General features: G+C 59.8%; 10 protein-coding genes and 3 pseudogenes. 8 read left to right on the forward strand and 5 right to left on the reverse strand.

From position 1 onward, the window contains the following. Positions 1-11 precede the first annotated feature (11 nt). Together ABID19_RS34425 and ABID19_RS32855 are read right to left on the reverse strand one after the other, a co-directional pair. Complete coding sequence (locus ABID19_RS34425) at positions 12-341, reverse strand: DDE-type integrase/transposase/recombinase (RefSeq protein ID WP_412177324.1); 330 nt, start codon at positions 339-341, stop codon at positions 12-14. A 204-nt stretch (positions 342-545) separates the two neighbouring features. Beyond that, positions 546-877: pseudogene (locus ABID19_RS32855) on the reverse strand (IS5/IS1182 family transposase); the annotation flags it as partial. Between the two features lie 399 nt (positions 878-1,276). Between ABID19_RS32855 and ABID19_RS32860 the strand changes: the two are divergent. The 6 genes and pseudogenes from ABID19_RS32860 to xopAD form a co-directional block, all read left to right on the forward strand. Then, positions 1,277-1,618 carry a hypothetical protein gene (locus ABID19_RS32860; RefSeq protein ID WP_354494724.1) on the forward strand — a complete coding sequence of 114 codons (342 nt, stop codon included), beginning with the start codon at positions 1,277-1,279 and terminating at the stop codon, positions 1,616-1,618. A 269-nt stretch (positions 1,619-1,887) separates the two neighbouring features. Further along, a complete protein-coding gene (locus ABID19_RS32865) occupies positions 1,888-2,013 on the forward strand; it encodes a hypothetical protein (RefSeq protein WP_263807228.1) in 126 nt (41 codons plus the stop codon). 404 nt (positions 2,014-2,417) lie between these two features. Beyond that, positions 2,418-3,083, forward strand: coding sequence for a methyltransferase (locus ABID19_RS32870; RefSeq protein WP_081482079.1), 666 nt, complete (start codon positions 2,418-2,420; stop codon positions 3,081-3,083). Positions 3,084-3,086: 3 nt separating this feature from the next. Next, positions 3,087-4,031, forward strand: a complete 945-nt coding sequence (gene hemC / locus ABID19_RS32875; protein WP_081482078.1) for a hydroxymethylbilane synthase — start codon at positions 3,087-3,089, stop codon at positions 4,029-4,031. Between the two features lie 1,082 nt (positions 4,032-5,113). After that, positions 5,114-7,150 carry a hypothetical protein gene (locus tag ABID19_RS32880; protein ID WP_006200698.1) on the forward strand — a complete coding sequence of 679 codons (2,037 nt, stop codon included), beginning with the start codon at positions 5,114-5,116 and terminating at the stop codon, positions 7,148-7,150. 3,591 nt (positions 7,151-10,741) lie between these two features. Next, positions 10,742-17,101, forward strand: a pseudogene (gene xopAD, locus ABID19_RS32885) (XopAD/skwp family type III secretion system effector); the annotation flags it as partial. A 93-nt stretch (positions 17,102-17,194) separates the two neighbouring features. Here xopAD and ABID19_RS32890 read toward each other — a convergent pair. Next, a complete protein-coding gene (locus ABID19_RS32890) occupies positions 17,195-17,617 on the reverse strand; it encodes a HoxN/HupN/NixA family nickel/cobalt transporter (protein ID WP_354494738.1) in 423 nt (140 codons plus the stop codon). Between the two features lie 75 nt (positions 17,618-17,692). Here ABID19_RS32890 and ABID19_RS32895 point away from each other — a divergent pair, with 75 nt between their 5' ends. Continuing rightward, positions 17,693-18,157, forward strand: a complete 465-nt coding sequence (locus tag ABID19_RS32895) for a Ulp1 family isopeptidase (protein WP_354494739.1) — start codon at positions 17,693-17,695, stop codon at positions 18,155-18,157. Between the two features lie 121 nt (positions 18,158-18,278). Here the strand turns inward: ABID19_RS32895 and ABID19_RS32900 are convergent, their stop codons facing one another. Next, positions 18,279-18,428, reverse strand: coding sequence for a hypothetical protein (locus ABID19_RS32900; protein ID WP_006206560.1), 150 nt, complete (start codon positions 18,426-18,428; stop codon positions 18,279-18,281). Between the two features lie 245 nt (positions 18,429-18,673). Here ABID19_RS32900 and ABID19_RS32905 point away from each other — a divergent pair. Then, positions 18,674-18,763, forward strand: a pseudogene (locus ABID19_RS32905) (AAA family ATPase); the annotation flags it as partial. A 271-nt stretch (positions 18,764-19,034) separates the two neighbouring features. Here ABID19_RS32905 and ABID19_RS32910 read toward each other — a convergent pair. Continuing rightward, on the reverse strand, positions 19,035-19,214 hold the full coding sequence (locus ABID19_RS32910; protein ID WP_081482321.1) for a Ulp1 family isopeptidase: 180 nt from the start codon (positions 19,212-19,214) through the stop codon (positions 19,035-19,037). Positions 19,215-19,595: the final 381 nt, after the last annotated feature.

The following is a 19,595-nucleotide window of genomic DNA, read 5'->3' on the forward strand; positions in this document are numbered from 1 at the left end:
ACCTTCGTTGGTCAGACATCCACGTCTCCTAAGCACATAGCAGCGCTAGCTTTCGATGAACTGACGAGCCTCCTACGGGGGCATGTCGCAAGATCCGGGTGCCGTTCGTCAGATCGCATGCCGCCTTTGCACTTTGTTAAGCCACCGGAAAAACGTAAGCCTTCCCTCAACCACAGCATCGCCTCGAAACCCGCGATGGTCCGTCGCGCTGTGATGAATGACTGGAAGTCACCAACCTTCGGCATGTTCTCCTTCACCCGGAAATGGTCGGTCTCCATGCCTTGCTGGAGGTGTCGCCGGCTGAAGCGATCCGGATCCGCCGGAGCCGCTATTTGACGGATGTATTTGACAAGGGCCGTTCTGCTCCGATGTCCTGGGGGTGTGCTTTCACGCGTTCTGTCCTGGCGGACGGCCGAGATAGCGGCGCGCGCAGCGGGTTCAGGGCTGGCCGGCAGGACATCGCGCGGTATGCGCGGCTTGGCCTTGACAGAGGCGTTGGTGCATGACCACGGAACTGCACCCAACGCGGTCTTTGATGCATCCTTCTATGTCGGCCGTGCCGGGCAGCGGACGGACTCCGGGCGTGCGCACGCCGTCATGCGATTGAGAACGGCGCACGCGATGGCGGCCTCGGTCTGCTGAGCCGGAAAGAAGCGCGCGCGCAGGCGCCGGCCGATCAATCCCTTGGGCCGATGGCCGTCTCGATCAGGGCGCATCGGCCGTAACCGGTGGCAGTCTGCCATTTCAACCTTCCGTCATTGGCAATCGCCCTGATGTGACCATCTCTCTGGCCCGGTGGTCCGATTGCACCGCTCTCCACCGCCGTCACACGTGGAGGAATTACAATCGTTGCGGCGAAGCTGTGTTGCAGGACGGCGCCGCTTCGTACTCCGGCCAATTCGTCACCTTGTACTTCATCTTCGGTATTCGTGACGCCGGGTGGCATTGTGTTTGAAGGGCATTCGGCGAAGATCATAGCTCCATTTGCGATCTCACCCGCCTATCGGCAAATCCCTAAAAACGATCCGTGCACCAATGCTGCTTGGAGTGCCATTTTGTTTTTTGTCCTTTGCTAACCCACGGCCAATATGCAAGACAACAAACTACTCACCATCCTGGCGAACGCTGCACAGCTGGACGTGAAGGAAGATAGGGCTGGATGGCTCGACCCGAGCGGCCATATAGACTTCACACGATGTAGATGTGGCAGGGGCGTTCGTCAAACGAGTCGACAGGCTGGCTGGCGTTGCTCATGACTGATACGAGCGGAAAGAACATGATGAGAATGACGCGTGCCGAGCTTCATCGGCTGGTCTGGTCGAAGCCGATGACCGAGCTCGCAAGGCTATATGGCGTCAGGGACCAGCATGTCGCGCAGGCCTGCGATGCCCATGACATCGCTCGGCCGCGTGCCGGTCATTGGCAACGAGTAGAGCACGGCAAGACGGTGGAGACCGCCGCGCTCGACAACAAGAACTATTCTCCAGAGGCGATCATCATCATCGAACCTTCGGTCGGGAGGCCCGGCCGGGTTACACGGGGCCAGACGATGAGGCATTTAAAAGATGTGCGGCATGATCCGTTAAAGGCCGACGCGGGAATTGCGGCCGGAAAATAGCGTCTTGGCCAGAGAGTCGACCCGCCGTCCCGGGCATTTCGCGATGCGGAGCCGGCGCTGTCTCAGATCCGGATGGCCAAGTGCGAAGCAGATGAGAGCCTGCGGCGGTTCAGGACGCTTACGAGACACATGATCACGATCTTCGTGGTGCACGGGAGGCATTGACGGCAAAGATCATCACCATCTGCGCCCCCGGATCAACCCGCTTCCCGGCGACGGCGATGGGCATGGCGTCCAGCTCGAGGCGGTGTTGAGCTAAGAGTCACGGATTGGTCAACATCGGTGTCGGCGGCCGCTACTGGCGCGTGGCATCTACTGGCACCGTGCATTTCGAGGAGACGCCGCTCGATGGCAGGCCGCAGGTCCTGCATTGGAGGTTGAGCGGTACGGCGTGATCGTGCAGCGAGCATCAAGTTCAATCGAGAAAGCACCGCCAGGGCCAAGTTGCCGTTGGAAAATCCACAGTGTTCCGAGAAGCCGCATGCTCACACTCTCCCTCAACTGCACCAAGACCGCTGAGGCTCGCTCGGCGTTGGTGGCACAGTCGCGGTCCGCCTAGCGCCAGCGTCGCTGGGAAGCAAACAAAGCCTGGAGCGACCGCGCCCCGAGCTTCCCGTGTATGCGGCGAGGTTGTCGGCTGCTGTAGCCAACGTGCCTGGGAAGTCGGCTTCGCCGAATCCATAAGTCCTGGCAGTCATCCGTTTCGCGCTGGCTCCGCCGTTAGAAAAATGATGGCAAGCGCGACCACAAATGCTGTAACAGGTCCATCCCTTTGAAATTTGATCGCGAAGGAGTCTCAATGCCGTTGGATCCACGAATTGAAGAGCGCCTCGGGCGCATTGATACTGTAGCCCCCGACGGTGAGGCAGACGACATCGTCCTCAATGGAATAGGGCTTCATGTCGATCCGGGTGTTTTCAATCCCGCCAAGGGAAAATCTGGTCGCAAGATCCTAAGAGCCATCGACCTCATTCCTCCGAGTCCGGACGCGCGAATAGTCGAGATCGGCACCGGCTGCGGACACCTATCTGCCGCCATGTGGCTCCGAGGATGCCGAAACATTGTCGCTTCGGACATCATGGTCGAAGCTTGCAACAATGCTCGTCGCAATTTTGATCGGCTGGGCTTCGAAATTTCTGTTGTTCACTCTGATCTTCTCGCGAGTATACAGGGGGACTTTGATTATATTGTCTTCAATGCACCTGCAGCCCATCCGAAACGCTTTTCACCAAACAGAGGTGCTACCACCTTGTATGATGTGACAGGCACCACCAAACAGCGGTTTGTCGAGCAGCTTCTCCAGAGAAAACCGAGTGGCCGGCTACGCGCAATGTTTACGTATAGCAGTTACATCGACTATGCACCGATCACGGAGATCGGTTTTGGCGATTTTGAAGTAAACTACCTTCTAGTAGATAAAGACGAAATATCTGAAACCGGTATAGTATTACTGTCTAGAGATTAAAATATGAAACATCCAAAACTTCGTCTAGGAACCCGCCGCAGCCCGATGGCAATCGTTGTGGCCGGGACTGCTGAGCGCCTTATTAAAGCTGTAGAACCGAGGATTGAGGTTGAAATTTGCCCATTTGTGTCCGAAGGTGATCTCATCAAGGGAGACCTTAAACTATACGGTGGGAAAGGAACATTTATCAAAGATTTGGAACGTCGTCTTTTGGCCAATGAGATAGACTGCGCGATTCATGCCCTGAAGGACATTCCGGGAGATGTCCAGATGCATGAAGAACTTATGTTAATTGCGTTTCTCTCAAGAGAAGATCCTCGAGACGCTCTTGTCCTTCGAAGCGGCCTATCTGAAGAGGAGTTCCTGGCAAAACAACGTGTCCGGATTGGAACATCGGCGCCGCGCCGCCGAGCCGCCGCGTTGCGCCTGTTCCCTGATTGTGCCGTTGAGTTGAGCCGTGGCAACGTCAATACTCGCCTTAAGAATCTGGATTCCGGTCTGCACGATGCCTTGATACTTTCTGGTTCCGGCTTGGATCGCGTTGGCTTTCATAGCCGCATCGCGCGACTATTCTCTTACGACGAGGTTCTCCCCGCTGCTGGGCAAGGCATTCTGGTTCTGCAGATAAGGCGGGAAGACTTGAACCGATGCTCTTATCTCAGGATCGTTAATAACGAAGAGTCGGAGAATGCCGCGGCGGCGGAGCGAGAGGTGCTCGCACAGCTCAACGGTAACTGCCACAGCGCAATTGCGGCGCACTGCTGGGCTGTTGAAAGCGGCGGCCACAAATTGACCGCTGCAGTCTTTGATAGTGCTACTGGGAACTGCCTTGAGGCGGCAATGGAGCTGCCCCTCAATTCCAAGGATTTTACCGAGTTAGGAGCCAAAGTTGCCGAGCAGCTCATTAAGGATGGTTGCAGAAAATTCCTTACGCCGGTCGGAGCTTAGTTTCTACAAGCACGTGCAACCTCGCCAAACCCTCCTTTGGCAACCTCTCGTGCGAAATCTGTTAGGATCAAATCCGCGCCGGCCGACGGCGAGTGTTGGTGGAGACCGTGCAGCAGGCGCCCCTCAACCATCAATCAGACAATAGCGTTACTCTCAGCCGCAATCGATCGATGCCACCTTTGTAGGGCTCGCTATTGCGGAATGGGAGCTTTGACCCGAGCCCTTGCCTGATATCCCCCTCTTTGCGACCGACTTCGGATAACGGGACAGCCGCGACAAGGCCGCTTGGCTGACCTTGAGGTTTCGCGGCCGATATAGGCCGCAGCCTGATCGCTAACGCTTAGGTCGGTTTTTTGCATTCAGGAGAAGCGCGTCGTCAGCTAATCGTCAGACAGGCCGTCTATCCATGCCTACCGTACCCTAACCAGCTCGAGCTCAACGCGAAACATGGGAATGCGAAACGTCCTGTATGGTCGAATTGGCGGCTCGTCCGATTTTCACGAGGCCGACGAAACGAACCGGTTGGTAGCCGTCGAGCAAACGGGGTGGAGGATGCCACAGATTTGCGACATCTTTGCTTGGGTCTTCGGTGCCGGTTCCAGCGGCAGACCATCTTCGGGGTAAGGGCGAGCAATAGCGCCCGTGAAGGTACCCCCTCCCCCCAAAAACTCCCTCTCTGCGAATCACAACGGCTGAGCGACCATCAGCCCGCAACACCACGATCAGCGCATAGTCGCCAATATCGGAGATGGAATATGACGAGCATTGGCCGACCTGGCAGATCGTGCATTGGGGATGCTGGAGCCGGATCGAGCTGTTCACGCTCGCTATTAAGTGGCGCCCCTGGGGAAGGCAGCCAATCGTTCGATGTCTTCGTGGAGCAGATGCGCTCTGTGGCTCTGGATAAAGCGACGACCTCCGCTCCCATCGCGCGCGGTGCCGATGATGCCCTTGGCGATAGGTCTTCCTGCGCCTCCGTTGGCGCCCATCCAATCCTGGGCGCTCCGCCACTTGCAGCCGTTGCGCCACGTGCAGTCACGGCGCGGCGGCGCGGTTTTCCCTCGCTGTCGGAGGGTGAAGCCATGACGCCGGTCGCCAGCCAGCCGCCAACTTCGGGTGAGGCGGATCCTATTTCCTTGTCAGCCGAAGAAATCAACTCAACGAAGGAACGAATGCTCGGGCTGCTCATGGAACTCGACGCCTGCCGCAATACGGCCCTGCAAAACTATAACTCCTTGGACGAGGCGCAAGAGCAGATCGATCGGCTCGTTTATGCAGGCTCAGCAGTTCTAGATTACTATGCGAGCCTGCACCCGCCTCTGGCGCGTAACATTCTGTCCGACGATCGGGCGCGTCAATTCCGCGACGAGGTGCTCCATGCGGGGGACCAATGCAACATGCTGGCCGCCACGACTATCCGACAGGTGCAAGGCCGCAGACAGCTTGCATCCACCGTGCTCAAGAGCTTGCTCAAATCCGACGCTACTCCGGACCAGCTGAGCCGAGCGGCTTCAACGGTGGCGGACCACCATGTGGCCTCGATGGAGTGCTGGGAAAAGAAGGCTTGGCGCTGTGAACGGATGCGGTCCGTCTGTGCCGCCACTGCCAACTTACCAAGTGCAACGGCCAACATGCGCGAGGCCGATGAGGCCGCACTACGGCTGCACTCCGGCTGGGCTCTGAATACGAAAGTCATGCAGCTGGAATCTCGGGTTGCTCTCGCGAAGTTCAAGATTGAGCGGCAGGCGAGCTCCTTCGAAGCACCCGTGATGGGAACCCTCATGGGTGACGACGGGCAGGTGCGTCGGCTGGGAACCTTCGTCAGCGAGGTTTTTCCGGCATTTCACTCGACGTCCAACGCTGTTCTGTACAGCAAAGGGCGCCCACTCGACGCAGATCACTGCGCCGTTCTGGAAGGAGTCGTGGAGCGGCTTTCGGAATTTGCGGTGGCATTGCAGGACATCCTGACCGAGCTAAGCAATGACCGAACAAGTGCCGGGCTTCCATTGGAACTGTTGGGGAAGAGCGTGACGGATGCGTGGACCAGCGCGCACGAAGTCATGCGATTCCTGACACTGCAGCCGAAGACGTCAGCCATCATTGCACCGCCGACCGACGCTGGCGCTGGGATATCGGCTAGCACTGCCGGTAAGGGTGCGGGGGCTGAAGGCACGGCAGCGCGCAGGAAAGGGAAAGGCAAGCACAAGCCGGCCACTGGGGACGGGAGTTCGGCCAGGCGGCCGGAGCCGCAAGTCGTGGCGGGCGTCAGCGACACGGAGCCAGCAGCCAACGTTCTCGTGCGCTCGGATCTAGGTACGAAGAAGCTCGTGAGCGCGAAGGAGGCGCAGGCGAGTGCGGCGACGGCGACGGCACACTTGGCCATCTGGCAGACCCCCGCCTCGACGGCGGCCCTGACGCGAGGAGTCGAGCGGCTGAGCGAACTTTTGCAGTTCGATCTCGCTGGTCAGCAAAAGACCATCTCGCAAGCGCGTTGGATGAAACCCGAGGACGCCGCCTACGCACTCGACACCGTGGTCGAGCGCCTGCAGGCGCAGGCCACCGAGATGGAGGCCTGTCTGGCCGCGTTGGCGGAACCTCTTCGACTCGGCCTTTTCACGACGCAAGTGCGCGACGTGCACGCCAAAAAAGTTCGGCTTCAGGGGATGTTGTCCGAGGCGCGGGGATTGATCAACGATGTGAACAAGCGAAAGGCCGCTATCACGACCGATTGCATGAAGACCTACCCGTTTCCGTTGCAGAACTACCTTGAACAATTGCGGGTGGCCAAGGAGTTGACGCCTGCTGATCTGCCGCGGGCGTTGAAGGGCGAGCCAGGAGCGCTGTTCGAGATCAAGCTGCAGCCCAAGGCGCTGCGCAACGGAGCAATGCCGAAACCGATGTGGGTGCACATCCATACGAAGCGGTCGGTACATGCGTGGCAGTTGGCAACGCTGGATGACGCTGACTTTGCCGCTTGCCACGTCAAATCCAATGAACAGCGCGGGAGTAATCGAGAGTGGCAGGACAGGCGGGCCGCACTCGGTCACGAGAATGTCATGATCCATCGCGGCAAGCTCACCCCTGCGTTCTGCAAGTCCTTGTTTGACTACAGGGCGTAGCGGCCAGCCACGCCATCCGCATGTTGCGAACCACCGGTCGACGCGGGCTGCTCGATACGGAACGTAGCTAGCGGCGTCTAGCGGTCGAGTGCAGCTTGTGGTGACGGCATGAGGCAGTCGAGCCGCTCTGGTCTTGAGCCAGACAACGAATGCCGCGAACTGCCCGAGTTGCCGACAAGACTACGCCCCTGCTCCGTGCCTGCGCCGGCCCGAAGGCGTCCGCGTCTTCCCAGATTCTGGCGATCTTCGACTCCACGGCTTTTACGGTCGGCACAGCGCTGGTGGATCGTTAGAAAGCCGATCTCATCGGTTGTCGTGGGACGAGCTTGCAGTTTGCCTCACGCCTCAACTCCATAACGAAGACAGCGGCGTCGCGGCCAACCTGTCCGCGACGGGCACGAGGTTGGTGCTGTCATAGAACACAACCCTATAGGCGAACCGATCCCCGCAAGCCTGAGCCAAGTCCTCAGGCCGCAGTCACTGGACTTCACCGTCACGGCCGACTTCACATCGATCTGCAAGATCGTGCCGTCGGCGCGTTCCAGCAGGATGTCCACCCTTGCATCTGCTGGTCGCGGAAATGGTAAGGCGTCAATCGCATGTCCGACGCCGTATCCATCTCTGGCCGAACAGCTCGCCATTCTCGCTGCCTGACCAGCAACGCAACAATCCTCCATGCGTCCCAATTTCGCCGTTACAACAAGAGCTTCGCGAAGCCTGGAAGGAACCCGGCCTTTCGGTGGACCAAAATTCAATCTTTTAGGAAGAACGATATCCCGGTCAAACGCAAGTATCTGAGAGTAATTGTTCTCCTGGCCGATCTCGCACCCGGTTCCTTTGAAATCATAATATTTGCCGAGGAAGGATAAAATTGCAAAATATTCAATTGACGTATTTCTTTATCATCCCGAGGCAGTCGGCAACCTGCAAATCCGTTAGGTGAAATATTTGAGCCGGATACCTCAGTATAGGCCTCAGCAGGTATTCGGTTGACGAATTTTAGATTTTGTCCGTGGACATTCTAATCCTTCTGGTTGTCGCGAGGTTTCTCCCAGATCGCCCGCGCTATACCCGAATTCGGCTGTGCGCAGGTCAGGTCTACGTCAGGTGCAGGGGATAAGTTCGATGCCACAGCGCACAATTGAGCAAAACCAGAGCGCGCGCACAATTGTGCCAAAGATGACGATCCCCGCTTGCCGGCTGTGGCGAGTCGCGTCTCGTCGGCGCAACGCAAGCAGTTCCGCCCTGCGGTGTTGAAACAACGCAGTTGAGGACGCCGCAGCGGCAACGTGTGGCCAAGCGTTCTAATCGGCGCATTCACAATTACTTGGGAGACGAATTTTGAAAAGAGTTGACCGGAGTTTGAATGCGCCCAGCGGACAAGACACGCACCGGCCCCATCCGGAATCAGATCTTGACGGTGGAAAAGATGGCTCGACGTTCAGTTCCGTCGTCCAGGGCTTGCGCCCTGAAAATCGAGAGTTAGGGGCCCCCTCCGGTCAAAGGCCACCTTCGGCCAGCGATGTCCGGCGCGGCCCCTCAACCGATCCCTCCGTTAATACGCGTGAGCGCCAGGCCGGTTCTCGCTACTTGCCGCACAGGGACGCACCAAACTGGGAAAAAAGTTCGTCGCGTTCCGGTGCGGAGGGCCGCGATGCCGATCAGTCCAGGGCATCACTACGAAGTGCCTCTTCCCCGCACAGGCAATCCGTATCCGGCCTGGACCATAGACCGAAAAAGCGGCGCCTGGATAGCGGCGCCACGCAGAGCACGCAAAGTGCAATATCCGGCCTGGACCACAGACCAAAAAGGCGGCGCCCGGATAGCGACACCACGCAGAGCACGCAAAGTGCAATATCCGGCCTGGACCACAGACCAAAAAGGCGGCGCCTGGATAGCGGCGCCACGCAGAGCACGCAAAGTGCAATCTCAGAACAACAATCTAACGCAGCTCTAGACGCGATTTATTTCGCCCGTGACATCGTTGGATTCTCGCGTGCGGTGGTGGAGTATGACAAACGGCTGCAAGGGGCGGGCGACGGGATCCATGCAGCCTTCATGCAAAAGGCCGCCGCCCAGTTCAGAAGTCAATTTGTCCCTTGCTTTGAGGACGATATCCGCCGCGGGAAATCATGGGGCTACGCCACGGCATGTAACGCGGTGAGCCGCGAGGCTGGAGGTCAGGAAGGTGTCGAAGCTTGCAAGGCGATGGCTGCTCGGGTGGCGCAGCTTCATGGCACGTTGGCGCTCCGAGTCGACCCCAAAGCTCTTTCGCTCTTCGCTTCATCATTTGGTCGGCATCCGCAGTCGAAGACATGCCGCAATGGAACGATCAGCATCGCCGAATTTTGCCGCGATGAGGGCAAGGCACTTGGGGTGCTGAAAAGTCAAAGTCTGGCGTTGCTGGTGAACGGTTTCAGTAAGTGGGCGCAGCGGTCGGAAACTCGTGAGGGCACGGAAGCCGTCGCCAGGGAGGTCGGTTCTCGCGCCGACCGCCGTGTCCAGCTCTCTGATTTTACTACGCAAAACCTGGCGAACCTAGTGAACGGCTTCGGCAAGTGGCCGGAAGAGGAGTGGTCTCGCCAAGCCACCGGAGCGATTGCCGATGAGGTGCTCCGTCGTGACCACCGTGCCCGGCTCTCTGATTTTAATCACCAGGACTTGGCAAATCTGGTGAACGGTTTCGGCAAGTGCCCGGAAGAGAAGGTCTTTCGCCAAGCCACAGTTGCGATCGCGGGCGAGGTGCTCCGCCTCGACCGCCGTGCCCGGCTCTCTGGATTCACTCAGCAGGAGCTGGCGAACATGGTGCACGGGTTCAGCAAGTGGCCGCAAGAGGCGGCGTCTAGCGAAGCCGCAGGCGCGATGGCCGGTGAGGTCATCCGTCGTGACCGCCGTGCCGGGCTCGCTGATTTTAGTCACCAGGACTTGGCGAACATGGTGACCAGTTTCAGCAAATGGCCGCAAGAGGAGTGGTCTTGCCACGCCATCGGAGCGATTGCCGGTCAGGTCGGTCGCCGCGTCGCCCCCGGCGAGTTCGGGCTCTCTGATTTTAATCACCAGGACCTGGCGAACATGGTGAACGGTTTCAGCAAATGGCCAGACGAAGCGGTCTATCGCCAAGCCACAATCAAGATCGCCAGAGAACTCTCTCGGCGTGACCGCGAGGAAGGGCTCGCTGATTTTACTCCGCAGGAGCTGGCGAACCTGGTGAACGGGTTCAGCAAATGTCCGGACGATGCGGACTATCATGAAGCCACAGTCGTGATAGCCCGTGAGGTCATTCGCCGCCGCGCCCAACTGCCTAGTTTTGCTTACCAGAATCTGACGAACCTGGTGAATGGTTTCAGCAAGTGGCCACAACAGGCGGACTGTCGCGATGCAACACTCGCGATCGCCCGTGAGGTGACGCGCCGCGACGACCAGTCATCTCACCTTACTCAGCAGGCGCTGGCGATATTGGTGAACGGGTTCAGCAAGTGGCCGCAGGAGGCCGAGTGTGGCCAAGCCATGGTCGCGATCGCCGGTGAAGTCACGCGCCGCGCCGCGCGCGGCGACGGGCTCTCTGACTTTACCACCCAGGGACTAGCGAACATGGTGAACGGTTTCAGCAAATGGCCGGATGCATCGAACTGTCGCGACGCAACGGTCGTGATCGCACGGGAGATTCTTGGCGGTGATGTCTGGCTCTCTAATTTTACTTCGCAGGAGCTGGCGAACCTGGTGAACGGCTTCAGCAAATGGCCGAAAAAGGAATGGTCTCGCCAAGCTGCCGGGGCGATCGCGAGCGAGGTTCTTCGCCGCGGCGTCCGACTACGTGACTTTACTCACCAGCATCTGGCCAATCTGGTGAACGGTTTCGGCAAATGGCCGGAGGCACCGGACTGTCGCGACGCCGCGGTCGCAATCGCCGGTGAGGTCTTTCGCCACGCCGACCAATTCTCTCGTCTTACTCAGCAGGGGCTGGCGACATGGGTGAACGGGTTCAGCAAGTGGCCGCGAGAGGCGGTCTGTCGCGATGTAACACTCGCGATCGCCGGTGAGGTCTTTCGCCGTGACGACCCGTTGTCTCATCTTACTCAGCAGACGCTGGCGATGTTGGTGAACGGGTTTAGCAAATGGCCGCTAGAGACGGCGTTTCGCCAAGCCACAGTCGCGATCGCCAGTGAGGTCAGTCGTCGCGCCGCTCGCGGCGAGTTCGGGCTCTCTGATTTTAATCACCAGGACTTGGCGAACCTGGCGAACGGATTCAGCAAGTGGCCGCAAGAGGCCGAGTGCCAGCAAGCTACGGACGCGATAGCGCATGAGGTCCTTCGCCGCGACGCCCGGCTCTCCGATTTTACTCACCAGCATCTGGCTAATCTGGTGAACGGGTTCAGCAAGTGGCCCAACGGGGCGGATTGTCGCGAGGCGACAGTCGCAATTGCGGAGGAGATCTGCTGGCGCCAGCTCTCCGATTGTTCTCCGCAAGAACTAGCGAACTTGGTCAACGGATTCAGCAAGTGGCCGGAAGCGGCGGCATCCCTGCAAGCCACAGTCGCAACGGCGCATGAGGTCCTCCGCCGCGGCGCCGGGCTTCGTGATTTCAATCACCAGGACCTGGCTAATTTGGTGAACGGGTTCAGCAAGTGGCCGGAAGAGCCGGACTGTCGCGCCGCAGCCGTCGCAATCGCCAACGAGGTCCCTCGCCGCCAGCTCTCTGACTTTGCTCCCCAGGGACTAGCGAACATGGTGAACGGTTCAAGCAAATGGCCGGAAGCACCGGAGTGTCGCGCCGCAGCCGTCGCAATCGCCAACGAGGTCCCTCGCCGCCAGCTCTCTGACTTTGCTCCCCAGGGACTGGCGAATATGGTGAACGGTTTCAGCAAATGGCCGGACGCCCCAAACTGTCGCGACGCAACGCTCGTGATCGCACGCGCGGTTCTTGGCCGTGATGTTATCCGGCTCTCTGATTTTAATTCACAGGGGCTGGCGAACCTGGTGAACGGTTTCAGCAAGTGGCCAGATCAGGCGAGGTCTCAGCATGCCACAGTGGCCATCGCGCATGAGGTCCTCCGCCGCGCCTCCTCGCTCTCCGATTTTACGCACCAGGAGTTGGCGAACCTGGTAAACGGTTTCAGCAAGTGGCCAGATCAGGCGGGGGCGCAGCAAGCCACAGTCGCTATTGCGCTTGAGGTCCTCCTCCGCGCCTCCTCGCTCTCCGATTTTACGCACCAGCAGCTGGCGAATCTGGTGAACGGTTTCAGCAAGTGGCCGGAATCGCAGGACCCGCGCGACGCCACGTTTGCGATCGCGGGTGAGGTCCTTGGCCGCGCCGAACTCTCTGATTTTGCCCCGCAAGGACTGGCGAACCTGGTGAACGGTTTCAGCAAATGGCCGGACAGCGAGGATTGTCGCCAAGCCACGACCGCAATCGCCGGGGAAGCCGGTCAGCGCCAGCTCTCTGATTTCGCTCCGCAAGGAGTGGCGGCCTTGATGAACGGGTTCAGCAAGTGGCCGGAAGAGGCGGCGTGCCGGCAGTCGACGATAGATATCGCGCGAGCATTGGGTACTCGAGAGCAACGATTCGGTGTGTTCACCGCACCTCAGCTGAGTATGCTCGCCAATGCTCTGTCGCGAATGATCATGAGGGCAGAGGAAAGTGGGGACATTACGGACGCCGCACTGCCGAAGGATCGATTGCACAAGCTCGCACACTACCTGCACTATGATAATGATCGCCTAGGGCAGGCTAACGTTCTGCACATCACAACCATTTTCAAGGCGCTGGGTAAGGCTCGGTTGTTCGATGATCTCGGTTTGCTCGCACCGACAGGTTTGAATCTGCTCTCGGAATTGCGTAAAGCCCCTGATTTTACGACCCAGAACGATCTGGAAACTATGGGCAATCTGTGTACTGCTCTGCTGCCGCTAGCGCGCAGCCCACAGAAGCCGCTGCGCTGGCACCGCACGCAAGCCCTCAACCTGCTCAACGACCTCCAACCCGCGATAGAGCAGAAGATCGAGGCGCATCTGAACGCAAGCGATGCCGAGCGCACCCGTGGACCGCTTGCGAGCCGCTGCCCCGCTCTATCGATCTATCAGACGCTCAAGACCCGTGCAGTCCTAGAGAGATTGTTCAGGCCACCGTATGTCGAGGGCAAGAGGTCCGACTTGCGGGTGAGGCAGCAACGGCTGGAGAGCAAGACCAAGGAGATCCTGGAAAGGACGCGGGGCCTCATTGAAAGCGACCTATCCAGCATGAGCTGGAACCTGATCGCGCAGATCGAGGCCGACAGTCCAGTTGATGCGCTGGACTTATTCATGGAGCAAGATGCGGAGGCGATCCAAGCGCAACATCCTGCATCGTTCTTCGACGTGCATCAGGTCTTACGAACCATGGATCACGAGCCCAGATCGCCGCAGGGTGACGCGGGACTGATGCAGTTGCCGGTGGTGGACATGTTGGGGCGGAAAGTGGCCACGGAGCCGGAGAGACGGTATTCGATTTTTCATCGCTTGACTGCTGGGGCAGTGAATGTCGTTGCGGTGCAGCTTCCAGGAACCCCGAGCGCCTTCATGCTGGCGCGTACGGTGAGCGTCAACGGTGTGCCATACCGCGCGGATCTGTTCGGCGGCAGCAAGCTAAAGCCGCCGCGATTGACCGTGTCTCGGATTGCGGCCCGTGCTCCAGGCGAGCTGGCAAAACCTACCGGGGGAAAGCTGCTGGCGATTCCGTATGCCGAAACCGCACCGGGCACGGCCTTTGAGCAGCTGTCGCGCGCCTGGGCCCCTTTCAAAGAGGCCTATTATTATACCCAGCGCAGAGGTTTTGCGGCGCCTCCAGCGATTAAAGGTATATCTCCGCACGACTATGCGCTGGAAGGCGCCTTCAAATTGGTGTTGCTGCCAGACCGTCCTGCCAACGAGGAGCACCCCTTCAAGCTGACGGGGCCGAAAGGCCCGATCGCCTTGCGACCGCATGACGGCTGCGGTTTCATCAGGGCCTCGCTGGCCAACCTTATGCCAGCTGTTCGTCGCGGCGGCGAACAGGAAAGTCCTGACCGGGTGCTTGCCTTTGGCGAGGGAAGGAAATCACTCCTGCCAAGCTCGGCGTTGCAACATTATCCGCGCGCCGAAAAAGTGGCGGATGAGGCCCGCGAAAAGGCCAAGTCCTGGCTTGAAAGCCGACAAAAGCGCGAGTTGACGTCCGAAGAGCTGTTTCGCGTCGTGACGGCCGGACACATTGATGGCCTCGGCGCGGTAGCCGTACCGTCGGGCGATGGCTACCTCCATGTGCCAACGCTCAAGAGCGAGACGTTAAGCGGCGGTGGCGTGCTGATCGGGCGATCTCCTTATGACAAGCCCAACCTGCGCCCGTTCGCCCCCGACCAGGTCAGATCAGCCGTTGACGGAGGCCCGACTACGGCGTTTCTCGATCAGTGCGTGACCATTCAATACAGTTTCAATGTCGCCCAGAAGTCGGGGCAGGAACTGGCGACCGACGATCCGACTTTCTTTGCCAAAGGGCTTCTGATCGTGGTGCCGGACGAGATGTGGCCGGCCGACTTCGCCGACCAGGGGCTGGTGATGTCCGCCGAGGACGTCAAGTGCCATTCGAACTGGACCACGGGCAAGGACCGCGTGAAGGCGGACACGCCGGTCGACTGCGTCGGCATTCTGCAGGCGACCGAGGTGTTCGCTCCGGGCTCGCTGGTTGCCGTCCCGATCGGGGAGCAGAAGAAACTTGATGGCGACTTCGACGGGGATAGCCTCGTCATCATCGGCGACCGGCCGCAGCTTTACGAGCATGTCAGGCAATTCGATCAAGAGGAGCAGGCGCGCGGCCTGCGCTCGCTCAAGCCGCCAAAGTCGCATACCCCGGCGATTGAGGACGGTCGCTACAAGTTCGGTCGCGCCAGCCAGATCCTGGCGGCCACGCGCAATGTTTTGGAAATCTATACCGGCCTGCAACGAGGCTTTCTCGCTCAATCCCATGAAGCCCGGAAGTGGTTTGCCGAGCGTGCCATCTTTGGTACCTACGAGGGAATTCACCAAGAGCTCAAGCGAGACATTCGAGGCTTGTTGGAGCAGGAACAGGTCAGTGCTCAGAACGTCCAGGACAAGCTGGAGAAGGCGCGGCACGAGATCGAGCTGGCAGAGCATCCGGTCGCGCGCGAGATGGCCACGTTGCTCCTCACCGAGCTCGAGGCGTGGGCCGCGAGCTCGGATAAGCAAGACCTGCCCGAAACGGTCACCAGCGCGAGCGAGGGACATGTCGCAATGAGCCAACCGCTCTGCGAGCTGTTCCCGGAGCTGGCGGAGACCTTTTCGGCAACGGCTCAGCCACTCGACCGCATCCAGCTTCTCGTGGACCGTTACCCTTCGCGCATCGACCCGCGACCGGATGGTTACAATCCGCATGACCTCGTGCAAAGCGCAAGCAATCTGCTGAGCCTAGGCATCAAGGTCGGAACCGACGCCTATAAGTCCGACACTGGCGCGCACATCTTTATGTTCAAGAGCAGGCAGCTTCAGCGCTTGCTGCAACAGACACCAGGGTTGAAATCGGTGCCTTACGCCAAGAGCATTGCCGCTCCCCTCATCCAGGGTACCTTCGATGTCGATGCGACCCTGGAGGATCTGAAGGAAAATCCCAGTCTGGCGGCTTCAATCATGGAGACCTCGATCCACCTCGCGACGGAGCAGGGCATTTTGCGCAAACCCTCCGGCCGTCAGCCCGAGGCCGAGGATTCCGCCATGACGATCACACTGACCCGCCTGGAGGCCTCGGAGCGCGCCCAAATCGAAGCAGCCCGCGCTCAAACCGAAGAGAAGGACATCACCTTGACGGCAACTGCGGTCGCCGAAGCCCTCAGGAGAGCCGACATCAAGGTAAAGATGCCCCATCTCGCTCAGCGTTTGAGATCGGAAAGCTCGATGACAGGCCAGCTCATTGGCATGCAGGTCCCGTTTGAGGCCGGCACCCAGCTGATCGGCAACGCTGTGCGCCACGTCTTCGAACTCCCTGATGAAGATTTTACACGTGGCTTCAAGAAAGCCATTCTAGACTTCGACGAGAGCGGCTATGCCGAGATCAGCACGACCAACTGGTTCAGGACGCGATCGCCGACCTTCGTCGGCATCAAGACTGTGCTCGCCACGCCTGGCGGCTACCGCTTCGAGGTAGAGTTCCACACGCCAGACAGCTACAAGGCCAAGATCGACAATCACGATACGTACAAGGAGCTGCAGAAGCTGCTGGAGCTGCAGCGAGAGAGCGGAGAGTCCCTCGATCAGTCCATAGCCGAGCAACTGTTGGAGCGCGTGCGACAGGCCTGCAACAAGGTTGTCATCCCCGAAGGGGCCATAGGGATCCCCCACTGGGAGGCCGACGCGGATAGCACAGTTGTTGCCAGCCTAGCCCGTCGGCTGCAAGTGGCCCCGTCGAAACGCACGGGGCGGTCCCAGATCGAAACAGAAATTCTTGGCGCCCTGGGCACACGACCGATCGTGCTTGTTGGCATGAAGGGCGCCGGAAAATCTAGTTTTGGCCGAGCACTCGCCAAGCGACTAGGGCTGAGGTTCGTCGATTCCGATAAAGAGATCGAGGTGAAGACGGGCAAGTCCATCGCCAGGATTCTCGCTGAGGATGGCGAGGCGCATTTCAGGCATCTTGAGGTGAATAAGATCAGGCAGTCGCTCGAACAAGGGCCAGCGGTGCTCGCAACTGGTGGCGGAGCGTTCATGATCAAGGAAGTCCGGGATCATGTCGGCGAGAAAGCGGTCTCGATCTGGCTCAATACCAGCGAGGACGTGATCCGGCGGAACCTGAAGCACAACACCAGGCGTTCGAAGATGCAAACCGCCGACCAAGACCAGGCCGTCACAGAGCTGATGCACTTGCGCAATCCTACCTATAAGCTTGCCGATCTAACGATTGCCCTGCAGCACCAGCGGGATCTCAAGAGCGCGAATGTTTGCGTGACCGCGCTGCATGCCTACCTTTGCGGCAAGGAGGCGCCGGGCCTTGGCTCTGCCGGACAGATAGCCGATCGGATACTTGTGTCAGGAGCGCGGGACGATGCAGAACAGCGGGCGGAAAATACGGGCAATCAAGCCACGTCGAGCACGCAAGGCGTCAAGGTCCTCACTGATCCTTTCGCTGCGTCGCGCGCAGGTGAAATCCGCCGGTATGCCCTTCAGGATGAACAGATTGGCGATGCTGATCACCAGCAGGAACAGCGCCGAGATGCTGGTCTCGACGCCGCCGTCAATGCTGTGAAAATCCTCGAGGCGACCGGACACGTCCCTATGACACGCTTCTCCACCAACGGTGAGCCCACCTCCACGGCGCGGGAGCCGGACGGGCGCATTCTTCCCACCCCTCACGCTCGAGTTGCCCAGACGGATGAACCGGCCTCTGGCTCGGGCAGCGCACCGCAGGATCGGCTGGCGCTCGGCCCCACCGATTGGCTGACCGACGCCCATATCACTGCGGATTACGGGCTCCTGGGCCAGGAGTTGCAGGGACGTTCTCCGGATCTGGCTGCCCGGACGCGCCTCGTGGATCCCCTCATATCATATCAACTGCGCTTGATCCCCGAGCGCGATGCACTCGGCGAATTCCAGCGCATAGTCCATAATCAGAATGAGGAGGATACGGCCGACTTCCTGTTCCTGCCAGTGAACGATGGCCGTGCTGGCGTTCCTGATAGCGGCAGCCACTGGTCGCTGCTGCTCGTTGATCGCCGCGACCGGGAAAACCCGGTCGGCTATCACTACGAATCGCTGGGAGAGTACCACCGCCCCATTGCAACGGAGTTCGCAGCAAGGCTGGGCGCCCGCCTGCGGCCAGTGCGCATGGCCAAACAGCACAACGGTCATGATTGCGGCGTCTTCATGCTGGAGGCCACGCGGGAGCTGGCTCGACGGTTGGCGCAAGAACCGCGGCTGCGGCGCGAGTCGCTGCACCTCGACAATCTGGTCGCCGATCGGCGGACCCTCCAGGAGCGGCTCGCGCGAATTTGATGACGCGCTCGGGCTGATGGAGCTGGCTGGGGGCGCTCTCGCCGGCACCAGAGCCGGCCCAGAATAGCCTCCTCCTGAGGGAGGCGATTTCTGCGATGAGTTGTCCGGCGATGAAACGAAATCAAGTGGCCACGTCAAACTGTTTGGCGTGCTGTCGGGGATTGAGGTTGGTATGCCCTGTTTTTCTCGTGGCATGGACCGTGGCGCCATTCAGGATTGGCTCCGTCACGCCGTCCAGCCCCAGCATGGCGGCCTCGATGACGCTCGACATCGGCCCCGGGACAGGTCCCGCGCTGGAGCTCGGTCCGGAAACCGGCCCGTTCATACGGGCGCTGCTGTCGCGCGTGGGGCGGGAGAAGGTTCTGACGCTGATCGGATCCGCCCCGGATTTCGCAGCGCTGCTTAAGCGGCGGTTTCCCGCTGCCCGGATCTTCGAAATGGATGCCGTCGGCCTGCGCCATGTATCGCTGTTCCAGAGGCCAGTGTTTGGTGCCGCCGTCACCGGGCTGCCGTTCCGCCGACGCCGTATTGGACCAGCTTGTTCACAATGCCTATCGCATCGAACTCAACGGCGAGAGCTTGCGAAAACAGAAAGCCGTGACCACCAATCAACTACCCTGGCTTGACGCACACAACCGGTTCAGGTCAAAAACCTGCACGATCCAGGGGCACACTAACCGGACCGCATTGAAAGGCTTGAAAGATAAATTCTTGCGGTGGTGAGAAAGGACGACAGCGCTCGCCGCCTGAGAAGAATTCCCGGCGTGGTGCCGAAGCATGAGGGAAGCGATGGCGCTTGTAGCCGGCCGGCGAAGTGTTCATGCACGTGCATATATCGCGACGGCTCCTCACGGTGCGCCACCATGAGATCGCCCCCTCAGCCCAAACGGGGATCAGCCCTAAGCCGCTCCTGGAGTGCCTGGCGATCGGCGACCAGATTGTCGAGGTGCAGGGACCCGTGCCGCAGCCGCGGTTTTTGCGCCAACCGTCGAGTCAGCTCCCGCGTGGCCTCCAGCATGAAGACGCCGCAATCATAACCGTTGTGCTGTTGGGCCATGCGCACTGGCCGCAGGCGGGCGCCCAGGGGCCGAGCGCTAGCCGATCCTGCGGTGCGCTGCCCGAGCCAGAGGCCGGTTCATCCGTCTGGGCAACTCGAGCGTGAGGGGTGGGAAGAATGCGCCCGTCCGGCTCCCGCGCCGTGGAGGTGGGCTCATTCGGTCGAATCCGGCACGTGTGAAGCCGCCGGCCGCCGAGCGACCGAGGTCTTCGTCGACCGTCTCGATGCGAGACAATATTGCAGGGCGCTGCTCTCACGATTGTGGAGGACCTGATGGGCCGAGGATAGCCGAACATACAGGATCGCCTTGCGCTCCAGATGATGCGGCCTGATCTTCTCAGACATCATGGCGCGCCTCCTGTCGTTCCCGAGCGAGGTCGC

It is taken from the genome of Mesorhizobium robiniae, from assembly GCF_040545535.1.
GTDB classification, from domain to species: Bacteria; Pseudomonadota; Alphaproteobacteria; order Rhizobiales; family Rhizobiaceae; genus Mesorhizobium; species Mesorhizobium robiniae.

What these genes read in the sequence shown, in the direction of transcription:
- hemC (WP_081482078.1), top strand. Translation starts at nt 3,087, where the DNA reads ATGAAACATCCAAAACTTCGTCTAGGAACCCGCCGCAGCCCGATGGCA.
- ABID19_RS32860 (WP_354494724.1), top strand. Translation starts at nt 1,277, where the DNA reads ATGATGAGAATGACGCGTGCCGAGCTTCATCGGCTGGTCTGGTCGAAG.
- ABID19_RS32910 (WP_081482321.1), bottom strand. Translation starts at nt 19,214, where the DNA reads ATGGCCCAACAGCACAACGGTTATGATTGCGGCGTCTTCATGCTGGAG.
- ABID19_RS32890 (WP_354494738.1), bottom strand. Translation starts at nt 17,617, where the DNA reads ATGGGCGTCGGTCAGCCAATCGGTGGGGCCGAGCGCCAGCCGATCCTG.
- ABID19_RS32900 (WP_006206560.1), bottom strand. Translation starts at nt 18,428, where the DNA reads ATGTCGAGCGTCATCGAGGCCGCCATGCTGGGGCTGGACGGCGTGACG.
- ABID19_RS32880 (WP_006200698.1), top strand. Translation starts at nt 5,114, where the DNA reads ATGACGCCGGTCGCCAGCCAGCCGCCAACTTCGGGTGAGGCGGATCCT.
- ABID19_RS32870 (WP_081482079.1), top strand. Translation starts at nt 2,418, where the DNA reads ATGCCGTTGGATCCACGAATTGAAGAGCGCCTCGGGCGCATTGATACT.